We start from the raw sequence: 11,285 nt of genomic DNA, 5'->3' as shown, positions 1-11,285 counted from the left end.
ATTAGTCATCAGAAAAAATTATTTTTGAGTGGCGATCGAATCTATTAATAACACTTACGTTTTTGAACTTGGTGTATCTGAAAATATTAGCTTTAGCAAATAAAAATATCGGAATCAACCTGATTTATGATGAATAGTGCGTCCAGGAATAATTAAGTTAAATTTAATCTAATACCCGTTTGAAAAAAGAATGCAACTGTAGGTCAGCTTCAAACTCATATTCACTCACTCATCCCCAATCGCAAATCCTTCGACGCTCGCCCTCGCGCCCAATTCTCAAATCTCAAATCTAAAATGCTATAAGACCTTATTTGGTTTTTTGTACTCTATCTAAGGACAGAGGTAAATTTTACACCTGTGGAGCGATGTAGCGGGTTCCTCAATTTTATATGTTTGATATAAGGCTTTTTAGAGAGCAGAAAGCACCAGCTAAAATTCTGTGTGGCTTAATCTAACTCAACGAAGTCTCGCTCATCGAAAGCTTACCCGGAGGGTATTAACATATTATGAACAAACTAACACCAATTATCATCAGCGGCCTCCTATTATTTGGAGCTGCTGCTTGCAGCGACGGGGCTAAAACTAGCGCTGATGCTCCTAATTCTGCCACAGAAAATAGCAAGAACCCGCCCCCAGCGGAGACAGTTAAAAAAACTCAGGCCGACGCCACTAGCGATATTCGCAGAGCACAAGCAAATTCTGATATCAGGGCCAGAGAACAGCGCAACAACGTGACGGGCGGCGATGCAATCAGAGCCGATGGCGATCTGAAAAGTGAAGTTCGTTCTAAGTTGGAAGTGAACATCGCTCAAGGTCAGCTAACTGTTGAGGCAAAAGATGGGGCTGTAACCGTAGGTGGCACAGTTCCAAATCAAACTGATTTAGCTAAAATTGAGCCGCTAGCTAAAGAGATTAAGGGTGTCAAAACGGTGAATGTTACGGCTGTTGTCGCCCCCGCTGCACCCGCATCGCCTAGCAAGTAATAAATGAGAAGGAAGTTCGGCAACGGATTTGGTAACGGATTTAACGGATTGTTTGACGGATTTAACCGATATAAGGAAGAGGGAAAGTTGGGGATTTTAAAAGTGCTTTCGCAGTGGATTACAACGCTTACGTGAATCTTCCGGGTTGCGTTTTTTTGAGTTAAAGAGTTGAAGATTAACCCACTCAAAAATCCGCGCTCCAAACTCGCGCACTACCTGCAATTTGCCATTGGCAATTTACGATTTAAAATTCCTGATAATTAGTGGAAACCTGTCGGAAGATAGAGACCGAGGTTATTCCCAGCGACCGATGAAAAATGTGGGGAAAAAATGACTAAATGTGATTGATGGCAGCAAGCAGAGCATAAATTCTGTAGTTGTGTAAAAACAGTATATTTTGAAGGAGAAAAGAAATGGCTTTAGGTCAACACAAACGGGCTGTAGGATCGTTTTATAATTACCGCGATACGGAACTAGCCTTGATGGAACTGCAAAGTACCGGGTTTCCGATGAATAAGGTTTCGGTAGTTGGGGAAAATCTCAATGGCAGCGAAATAGCGGGCGCTAGCGCTGCTAAGAGTACCGATGAGAAAGTGGGTGGCGGGGCGAAAGCTGGCGCGACGGCTGGAGTCGTGACGGGCGGTTTGATTGGGTTGCTCGGCAGCATTGGGGCGCTGGCGATTCCGGGAGTTGGCCCGGTGATGGCGGGGGGCGCGATCGCCACTCTGCTTGCTGATACTGTAGTCGGAGGCGCGATCGGGGCTGCTGCGGGCGGTTTGGTCGGCGGTTTGGTGGGTTTGGGTGTTCCCGAAGCCAAAGCTAAAGTTTATGGCGATCGCCTCTCGCGCGGAGAATATTTGGTATTCGTCGAAGGAACAGATGCCGAACTTGCCACCGCCGAAGGAATTATGAGCGTGCGGGGCATTCAAGATTGGGGCATTTACGATGTGCCGGCAGACACCGGCCGCAGATCGATGGCCCGCCACAAGCGCGCTGTGGGCGTGTTTTCCACCCGCCGCGAGACTGAACACGCGCTGGGAGAACTGAGAACAGGGGGTTTCGACATGGATCGGGTTTCGGTCATTGCTAAGGATGGCGATTCTAAAGGGGATATCGCAGGCATTGACGTGCACGACAGCGCAGACAACAAGGCCGATGAAGGGGCGACTAAGGGTGCGCTCACAGGCGGAACGCTGGGCGGTTTGACTGGCTTGTTGGTAGGTCTCGGCTTGGTGGCAATTCCGGGTATCGGGCCGATTATGCTGGCTGGAGCTGCGGCTACGACGATCGCCACTACGCTAGCAGGTACTGCTTTGGGTGCGGCTGCGGGTAGCTTGATCGGAGCTTTAGTCGGTTTGGGAATTCCCGAAGAGGAAGCCATAGCTTATAACGATCGAGTCGCGAGGGGAGATTACTTGGTAATGCTTGACGGTAGCGAAGCAGAAGTCGCTAAAGCTGAAGCAATTATGAGCCGCGGAGGCGTTCAGCATTGGAACACCTACGACTATCCCAGCGTGGATACCGCTCGGGCTGATTACAGCGTTCCCGGCACTCCTAGCGTTGATACTACGCCTAATATTTACGACCCAAATCAGGGCGTTACGGGCCACCGTCGGGTTTAGATACTTCGAGTTTGATGGTTGAGACTTGGTTTGGGTATTGTTTCTACTTCCCGCAGGACAGCAGCCCTGTTGCACTCTGATTGTGGAAGGCGCAGACGTTTACCCCAAGGCCGGTAAAACATCTCAAAAGTCGGCTTTTTCTGTGAAAGCCGGCTTTTGTTTGGTTGTCGAAACCTAAACAGTTTGATTTCGGTAATCTGTAACAGTCAACTGTCAAGCGGTCAACTGCCAACTGTCAAGCGGTCAACTGTCAACTGCTATAAAAGTTTAATTTTGAGAGTGCGAGCTGGGCTTTGCGCCGGGAGGTCGATCGGCTCTCTAAATTTTTACACCCTAAATCCGCAGCGATTTTTGAGTCTGTAACACTCACTACTGCAAGGGTTGCAAACGTCGGAGTATTATTAAATTGGATGACTTAAATTGCAGCAGAGATTGCCCCGTTAGTCAAAGAGCGACTATCTTTAATTATGGGGTGGCTAATTTCAGCAAATTATATCAGGTGAAGTAGCCAGTCCCGCGCGCCGAGTACGGCCTGCGGTGGTCGGCAATTATTAGAATAATATTGTCGTCGCCTTGGGGCAAGACTGAGGCTGGTCATTGGTTGGCTGTAGCAGCCCAATTGCCTTTGGCAAGACCGGCTAAAGGAATATAGTTTTTCTGGGAATGCCTCAACGAAGCATTTTTCAAGCCCAGGAACAGCTTTTATGTCCGGGAGCGCGTCTGGTGTCGGGCGTTCTGTTAATTAGAAGCGCAAGCGCTCATGGATCGAGTAAACATTAACAGCAAGCACAGCAGCGCGGGAGTACGGGAACGGCTCGCGGCGCTTTTTTTGGCGAAATCTCAGGCCCATGGCAGGCTATTGCTGGTTTCGCCTGGGACTCGATCGGGACTCCGAGCGAAACAGCCTTCCTGTTCGATTTCACGCTGCATTGAGCACAGTGGGGGGAGGTGACACTAGCTGAGCTGACCGGGCTCTGCTTTCATTGGCGATCGAAGAAAGAAGGCAAAAAGTAAAAGATATTCGGAGTTGAAGCTTCGAGCCCTTATTTCTTTCGGGAACTAATAGATTTGCTCCCCTGCACCAGCAATTTTTGGGCTGTGAATGCGGCGCGGGTGCCGCCAGCAATAACCCCAAAAATATGCGATCGACAACTTATCGATTTATCGATATTTTGTAAATAGTTAGTAGTTAATAGTTAGTGATTAGCAGTTAGTATAAATACAACTAACAATTAACAACTAACATCAGCCGCAACTAACTCTTAGCAGCATAAGACTTACAGGCGGAAGCGAGAAACTCGGTTTCTTGATAAATGCCCCCTAGCCAAGCCCTACTTTTACGAAAAACCGGGTGGCTTTTCGTAAGTTCTACGTAAATTATCAGGGTGATGCTAGAAATCAACCAGTTTTGATAATTCTTACTGCTGCAGTATTGGTTTGAGAACTGACTAGCAAACACGAGCATACAAACTTTCAGACAACATTGAACATCGATAAATTAAGGAAACTCACTCAATTTTTTTATGAATTTCACTGAGCTTTTAAGTGCCGATGAACTTTTAACTAGACATAGAAACGGGGAACGAGATTTTCGAAGAGCCAACCTCATTGCCGCTCATTTGATTGAATCTAATCTCAGTCGAACTAATTTGAGCAACACTAATTTGAAAGGCGCCAACTTAATTAGAAGTAAATTAATAGGAGCTAATTTAAATGGCGCCGACTTGAGCGGGGCTAATTTATCTAAGGCGAAATTAATTGAAGCGAACCTAGGCAGTTGTAGTTTAACGGGAACTGTGGCGATCGGAGCCGATTTTAGCGGAGCAAATCTCAGCGGATCAATATTGTCTCGCGCTGACTTGAGCAAAGCTGTGATGACTGGAGCGAGTTTAGTCGGAGCTTGTTTGCTAAGTGGCTCGAAACTAACTGAGGCTAATTTGAGCGGGGCGACGCTGAGCCGAGCAATTATGAGCGGGGTTGATTTAAGCAGAGCAAATCTGACTAGAGCGATTCTCAGCGAAGTAGATTTGAACGGAGCAAACCTGAGCGGTGCAAATCTAATTCGGGCTTATCTCAATCGCGGAAATCTCAGCGGTGTCAATTTGGTTGGGGCGATTTTGAGCGAAGCAAGTCTGCGGGAGGCTTGTATTTGTGCTGCTAATTTGAGCGGTGCTGACTTGAGCGGTGCTGACTTGAAAGGAGCTAATTTAAATGGTTCTAATTTGAGCGGTGCTGACTTGCAAGGGGCTAATTTGAGTAAAGCTAATTTGAATGGTTTGATTCTGCACAATGCTGATTTGAGGGCTGCGAATTTGAACAAGGCTTCTTTGCGGGGAGCTGATTTGAGCGGCGCGAATTTGTCGGGTGCTAGCTTGCTGGAAGCTGATTTGCGGGGAGCGAATTTGAGTCACGCCAATTTGTCGGGAGCGGGTTTGCTGCTGAGTTCTTTGACAGGGGCAAATTTGACAGGAACTAATTTGTCGGAGGCTAATTTGATTGGGGCTAGCTTGAATGTTGCTAATTTGAATGAAGCGGCTTTGGGCGGGGCGATTTTGCCGAATGGGGCTACTCACAGCCGCGATTGATCGGATGTCCGGTAGCGTGTTGATTGTCAGTTGGGAGGAGGCTAGCGATCGATCGCGCGTGAAGTCAAAAGCTTCACTTACGTCGTGTCGTTTTTTTTGCAGTGGCGCGCTACTCGCGGGTGCGAGATCTCGCACCCGCGTTTGACTGGCGACAAAGCGCCCCCAAAAAAATAGTGGCGAGGGCCCTCGCCGCTATTTGGGATTTTTTTGGTAATTTACTTGAAATTTTCTAGAATCCGTGCTATGGTCAAAAGGTTTGAGACATTGTGAGTTAGAGGTAAAACCCCGCAGAATGAAACAATTGGGAACCCATCTGGTCGCTGATGCTTGGGAGTCTCCTGGAGACCTCCTCAACGATCCTGAACGTATCCGCCGCGCCATACTCGATGCGATCGAAGCCGGAGGAGCTACTCTCATCGATTTGTGCGTACACCAGTTTAGTCCTCACGGAGTGACGGCTACTGCAACTTTGGCAGAGTCTCATATAGCAATCCATACTTGGCCTGAACACGGTTATTTTGCAGCAGACTTATTTTTCTGCGGAGCCGGCGACCCTCACCGAGCCATGAAGGTGCTACAGACAGCTCTGGAAGCTAAACAGGTAAAACTCACTGAGTTCACGCGCGGTTTCGAGCCCGGGGTGGGCATTCTAGGTTCTGCTTGTGAAGAGCAGTATGCACCTCGTTTAGTAGAAACGAGTGCAGCCAGAGGATGATAAGCCAATTAGCGTAACTTTGAACATTTTATGCTAGGTTTTCGTTAAAATCCCACGGTTCGAGCCGTGGGATTATTGTTGCAATTTACTTTCCCTTCAACAAAGGGCGAACAACTAAATAACCTGCACCGAAGGCGGCAATGACAATGAGAAAAATGGCAATAGCCAACCACAATCCGCTTAAGTCTGAGGCTTTTTTTGCTTGAGAGCGAATGCGGTAAGGAGTTTCCGGCACCTCTGTAAATAATTTTTCAGGGAGTGTATCCGGCATCGGAGGGGCTGTTGGCTCAGGTAGAGGGAAGGGGAAAGCCACTTTCTGAGGTGGTTGAGGTACGGCAGAGCTAGTCCGCGAGGTTAGAGGTGCTGGGGGCTCAGGTTCAACGCTGAAATTGAATTTGACTGAGGGCATTGGAGGCATCCCAGTCTGGGTGACGCTCTGAGCCGAGTTGACTACTTGCTGTAGCTGTTGGGATACTTGAACTACTGTTTCTACTTCTCGCCGCAGTTGTTGATTTTGTTGAACTAATTGCTGGTTGTGGGTTTTGAGGGAGTCGATCATCGCTTGGGCAGCTTGCAGCTCGGCCGTGACTTCTCGATAGAGCGAAATCGGTACGGATGGAGAGTAACTATTTGAGTTTTCAGGGGAAGTATTGTCAGGTAAGGTAGTATTTTGCATAATTGTAGATGGCGAGGGTGAACTTTTTTTAGTTTAGCCTGAGAGTATTTGCAATTTGATCGATCGCAACACAATTGATCGAGATAGTTGTTACAGATATTAATAGTAAATTTAATTAAATGTTACAATTTCTGAGTCGATCGCTATGAACAACCACCCAACAGAACAAAGTATGTCGCAAAAGTCAAGCACCGAGGAAATGAAATACGGCGAACGCGAGATTTTGGAGGGGCAGTTAATTACTTTCCCGAACCCGCGAGTCGGGCGGCGCTACACGATTGACATTACTTTGCCAGAATTTACTTGCAAGTGCCCGTTTTCTGGCTATCCCGATTTTGCCGCGATTCACGTTACTTACGTGCCCGACGAGCGAGTGGTGGAGTTGAAGGCGCTGAAGCTGTACGTTAACAGTTATCGCGAGCGCTACATTTCTCACGAAGAATCGATCAATCAAATTTTAGACGATTTTGTCGCAGCTTGCGCGCCGCTGGAAGTGACGATTAAGGGCGATTTTCTGCCACGGGGGAACGTGCACACTGTGGTTGAGGTGCGGCACGAGAAGTAGAAGGTAGAGTCTTCTGCGGCTGGTACTTATTGCGGTAGGGTGCGTCAGGTTTGAGATTCTCAATCAGCACCGAAAGCATGATTCTGACGCACCGTTTTTTGCTTTCGGTGCATCAGTGAGACTGTTGGTTTGGATCGAAAATAACGCTAGAGTAGGGCACCCTACTTAATTGCTTCGGAGAGAGATTCTAAGGAGATAAATTGTTTCACATCTAATATTTCGATCAATACCAGTTCTCCGCTGCTATAATAGTGCAGAATGATTTGCCCTTCATCTTCGGCCTAGGCGATCGGGCGTTGGCGAAGCTTGCAGAAGAGGATCGCAAATTTCGATCGACATCGCGTCTACATCAGGGCTGTATCTAATCTTTTTCATCATATTTATCCCTTGGTGTAAGGTACGCCACAAGCACCCTACGGATTGAGATGGTTAGCTTTGACTAGCAACAGAAGTGGGGGCGATCGCACTTTTGGCCTCTGCCGTTTTCAATTCTGCCAACTTGTCCAAAATCTCCACAACTTCTCTTTCAAAAATCACCTGAGCGCGATTAGTGCGCCCGCCGACATAGAGTTTGCCGTTTTTTTCCAAAGCCCAAATCTGGGAGTGAGACAAATAGCTCATCAGCACGCTGAGCATCAGCAACCCAAAGCCAGTATAAACGAGCGGAATTCCCGGATCGGCTTTAATTTGCAATCCCGTGCTGCCTACAACTTCATCAATTGCCAACATCACTCCGTTAACTTCAACTGCTGTACCGGCGCGCACTGTAGTTAACAATTTGCCATCCGTACCGTAGACTAACATAGTTCCTTGCAAGTCCTTTGCTAGCAGAGAAACTCCTGCGCTTAAATCCGGTTTAGTCGGAATCCAAGCACCCCAAATTCTGCCTTTACCTTGGGTGTCTAACTGAGCCATTGGTAATTGCAAAACCGGGCTTTTGTTGAGGCGAACTCGCACGGCGGCTAGGCTCCAATCTGCTTGATAAAATGTCACTCCCCGGTATCTGAGGGGTTCGTTAACGTGAATGGTTTTGCGATCGACCTCTTGGCCTGTTTTGTCCAAAACTGACAGATCCGAGTAAAATTGGTCGATCGCCCCGCTCGGACTATAATCGATCCAGAACCGATTCACACGCACCGACCAATCCTTCGGTATTTGCGGCCGGGCCCAAGGCCCCGCATCAGTGATATTCTGCACCTGAAACGTCTCACCGCTAGGAACCATTTCTTGGCCCGTAAATCCGGTCATCGAACCCAACATCGAGCCAGCTAAAATAATTAGCATACTGGCGTGAACAATAATCGGGCCAATTTTGCCAACTATGCCCTTGCGAGCATAAACTTTTTCGCCTTCTCGGAAGATGCGGTAGTTTTTTTGCTGCAAAAGTTGCTCCAAAGAAGTTAAAGAAGTTGTTTCTAATTCCGCACTGAGAGCTAATTTTTCAAACTGCTTCGGTTCTTCATAAAATTTCCAGCGGCGAGCGGCTTTTAGGGCGGGAAATTGTCTGGTAAAAGTACAAGCTGTCAAGCTGCTACCGAACAAAATTAGGATTGACAAAAACCACCAAGTGCGGTATACGTGGTCTAGTCCTGAAATTAGCACAACTTTCCAGGTTAGGAAGCCGAACAAAGCCGGGTGTTCTGGATAGTTGGATTGGTAAAACTCTACAGATTGGCCTTGTTCGATGACGGTACCGGAAATGCTAAAAAATGCGATCGCCAGCAGCAAGATAATTGCCAGCCGCAAATCTGCCAGCACCGGCAAAATTTCTCGCTTGAAAAACTTTTGAGGCGCAGTCGCCCAGTCTGATAGTTTTGATAGAAATACTTCTTTTGATGTCATTGGGAATGGGAATGGGGAATGGGGAATGGGGCATTGGGCATTGGGCATTGGGCAGATAACTAATACACAACCTATAACAACTAATTAATTCTGTGTATCCTTGAATTCTGTATTGTTTTCGGTAATTGTTAAAGGACTGAATTCCGAACGATAGAACCTTACTGCGAAGCTTAGGCGGGAAGTATCCGGGACAGCAGGGAGAACACGCCATATCCTACTAGCAAAACGCCGCTCACAGGCGTAATCCAACTCGACCAACGGCGCAATTCTAACAACTTTTTAATGCTCGCGGTAAAAGTACCTGCTACAATCAGCGGAGCGACGTAGCCAGCAGCGTAAAACAGCAGCAACACACCGCCTAAAACTGTATCTCCCGTTTTGGAAACCCAAGCTAAGAGGGTAGCTAAAACTGGGGTGCTGCAGGGAGAAGCTACTAAACCAAAAGTTAAGCCTAATAAGTACGATCGCACGCCCGCAGGCAAATATGAAGGAACCCAGCCCACAGCGTCAAAAGACGGCATTTGCAAGGGTAAAGCTTCGAGTAAATTCAGCCCCATTAAAATCGCGATGATGCTGACAACGATCGGCAAACCCAGACCAATTTTGCCATAAACTTGACCCGCAAATGATGCTACAATCCCTAAACCCGCGAGGGTTGTCGCCAATCCCAGGGAAAACCACGCCGACTGGGCGGCGGCTTGCAGGCGGCTTTTTGCTTCGTATCCGCCGATGTAGCCGATCGTGATCGGCAACATGGAAAGCATACAGGGCGTTAAGCTGGTTAGCAACCCTGCCAGAAAGATGACTCCCACGCTGACTAAACTCAGGTGTGTCAGTTGAGTGTTGACTAAATTATTAGCAAATTGTGCGACTTCGTAAAGTTGGGTTTGCAGGGTTTCCATCAGTCGATTTTAGATTTTAGATTTTAGATTTTAGATTTTTAGATTGACTCTACAGTCGATTTTAGATTTTAGATTTTAGATTTTAGATTTTTAGATTGACTCCACAGTCGATTTTAGATTTTAGATTGACTCTACAGATGAATGTGGGATCTTCAACTAAATATCTAATTTTTTAGATCTTCACGACTTAAGTCTGGGCTTGTATCCCTATGCAGGCGATCTCAGACGGGCGTGCTGTTCTGGCTCTGTTGAAAATTGTAACAGATGCGTGCAGGTTCGGTCTGCAATTTGAGAGAGATTTGAGCGAGATTGACTGGTTGGGAGTTGAAAGGTCGATCGCACTTCGGTTTAAACTGATATCCTGACACCATCCTCAACCTGATTTTAGGAACTTTTTTTGACTGAATCCGAAAAATACTTGATTGTGGAACAGGCCGGAAAGCCTGTGATTGCTTGTTTTTGAAATGATTTAGACAGACTTTAGTTTAAATTAAAGCCAATTTCTTCATTATTAATAGAGCCGTCGGGCATTATTGCCCCATCCAGCACTGCACCTCTGAGATTGGCTCCGGTTAAATTAGCGCCTTCTAAATTCGCATTGCTCAGATTTGTGACTTGTTTGGAACCTCGGAAAAAGAAGCTGTGCAAGTCAGCGTTGGTCAAATTAGTGTCTGCCAAATTAGCATATTGCAAGTCAGCACCGTGCAGCGTCGCATCAGTTAAATTAGCTTGGGTGAGATTGCTTCCCCAAAGTCGAGAATCCAACAAATTAGCATCAGTTAAATTAGCCCGACTCAGATTTGCCAAAGTCAGATTGGCATCCCACAATTTCGTGCGGTTAAAATTAGCTTCTGTCAAATTTGCTCGACTGAGATCCGTGCCCAAAATATCAGCATTTGCTAAATTGGCACCGCTGAGCTCTGCGTCTGAAAGGTCAGCATTTTTTAAATTAGCACCGGACAAGTTGGCGCCGGACAAATTAGCGCCGCTCAAGTTGGCTTCTTGGAGATTAGCTCCTCGCAAATCGGCAGCGCTCAAATCGCATTGCTTCCACAGAAAGCTGACGCACCAATTATCTTTTAATAGCTGACTGACATCCTCGGCATTCGCGGCCATCACAGGAGGAGTTAAGTAGAGAGCGAACAGGACGATCGCGAACACTGCCACCGCTAAAGTTTTTAACCTCAGAACTATTTTCATTGACACTAATTTGCGCAATAGATTCTTGATGTGTAATCAAAGCATACCAAATAACCGGCAACTTTCATCGGCAATATTACTCAAAAATATTAGTGAAATGTCGATCGGGGGTTGGCGCAGGTACCAACTTAACTCAAGCCGTCTGAGACGCGCTCTGAGCTAGAAACCCGGTTGTTTCACGGATAGCTCGCGGTC

The 11,285-nt window shown here is 47.0% G+C and carries 9 protein-coding genes; 5 read left to right on the top strand and 4 right to left on the bottom strand.

What is annotated here, in order from left to right:
- The first annotated feature begins 506 nt into the window (after positions 1-506).
- The 4 genes from QUB64_RS10385 to speD all read left to right on the top strand — a co-directional run bounded on the left by QUB64_RS10385 (position 507) and on the right by speD (position 5,905).
- Positions 507-983: a BON domain-containing protein gene (locus QUB64_RS10385; RefSeq protein WP_333265535.1), complete on the top strand. Its 477-nt coding sequence runs from the start codon at positions 507-509 to the stop codon at positions 981-983.
- Positions 984-1,396: 413 nt separating this feature from the next.
- Positions 1,397-2,605, top strand: a complete 1,209-nt coding sequence (locus QUB64_RS10380) for a histidine kinase (RefSeq protein ID WP_333265537.1) — start codon at positions 1,397-1,399, stop codon at positions 2,603-2,605.
- Between the two features lie 1,523 nt (positions 2,606-4,128).
- The gene (locus QUB64_RS10375) at positions 4,129-5,190 is read left to right on the top strand and encodes a pentapeptide repeat-containing protein (RefSeq protein ID WP_333265539.1); all 1,062 of its coding nucleotides are present in this window, start codon (positions 4,129-4,131) and stop codon (positions 5,188-5,190) included.
- A gap of 292 nt (positions 5,191-5,482) precedes the next feature.
- Positions 5,483-5,905 (top strand): adenosylmethionine decarboxylase, encoded by a 423-nt coding sequence (gene speD, locus QUB64_RS10370; RefSeq protein ID WP_293176472.1) that lies wholly within the window; start codon positions 5,483-5,485, stop codon positions 5,903-5,905.
- A gap of 85 nt (positions 5,906-5,990) precedes the next feature.
- On the opposite strand, the gene QUB64_RS10365 is transcribed toward speD, so the two are convergent.
- Positions 5,991-6,581: a hypothetical protein gene (locus QUB64_RS10365; RefSeq protein ID WP_333265540.1), complete on the bottom strand. Its 591-nt coding sequence runs from the start codon at positions 6,579-6,581 to the stop codon at positions 5,991-5,993.
- Positions 6,582-6,726: 145 nt separating this feature from the next.
- On the opposite strand from QUB64_RS10365, the gene queF reads away from it, so the two are divergent.
- A complete protein-coding gene (queF, locus tag QUB64_RS10360; RefSeq protein WP_333265541.1) occupies positions 6,727-7,146 on the top strand; it encodes a preQ(1) synthase in 420 nt (139 codons plus the stop codon).
- 429 nt (positions 7,147-7,575) lie between these two features.
- On the opposite strand, the gene QUB64_RS10355 is transcribed toward queF, so the two are convergent.
- The 3 genes from QUB64_RS10355 to QUB64_RS10345 form a co-directional block, all read right to left on the bottom strand.
- Positions 7,576-8,988, bottom strand: a complete 1,413-nt coding sequence (locus QUB64_RS10355; RefSeq protein ID WP_333265542.1) for a cytochrome c biogenesis protein — start codon at positions 8,986-8,988, stop codon at positions 7,576-7,578.
- Between the two features lie 170 nt (positions 8,989-9,158).
- Positions 9,159-9,890, bottom strand: a complete 732-nt coding sequence (locus QUB64_RS10350; RefSeq protein ID WP_442921644.1) for a cytochrome c biogenesis protein CcdA — start codon at positions 9,888-9,890, stop codon at positions 9,159-9,161.
- A 480-nt stretch (positions 9,891-10,370) separates the two neighbouring features.
- Complete coding sequence (locus QUB64_RS10345; RefSeq protein ID WP_333265544.1) at positions 10,371-11,090, bottom strand: pentapeptide repeat-containing protein; 720 nt, start codon at positions 11,088-11,090, stop codon at positions 10,371-10,373.
- Positions 11,091-11,285 lie beyond the last annotated feature (195 nt).

Origin of the sequence: Microcoleus sp. Aus8_D2 (assembly GCF_036702665.1) — a bacterium.
In the GTDB taxonomy this organism is placed as follows: domain Bacteria; phylum Cyanobacteriota; class Cyanobacteriia; order Cyanobacteriales; family Microcoleaceae; genus Microcoleus.
This window is presented reverse-complemented; position numbering and strand designations above follow the sequence as displayed.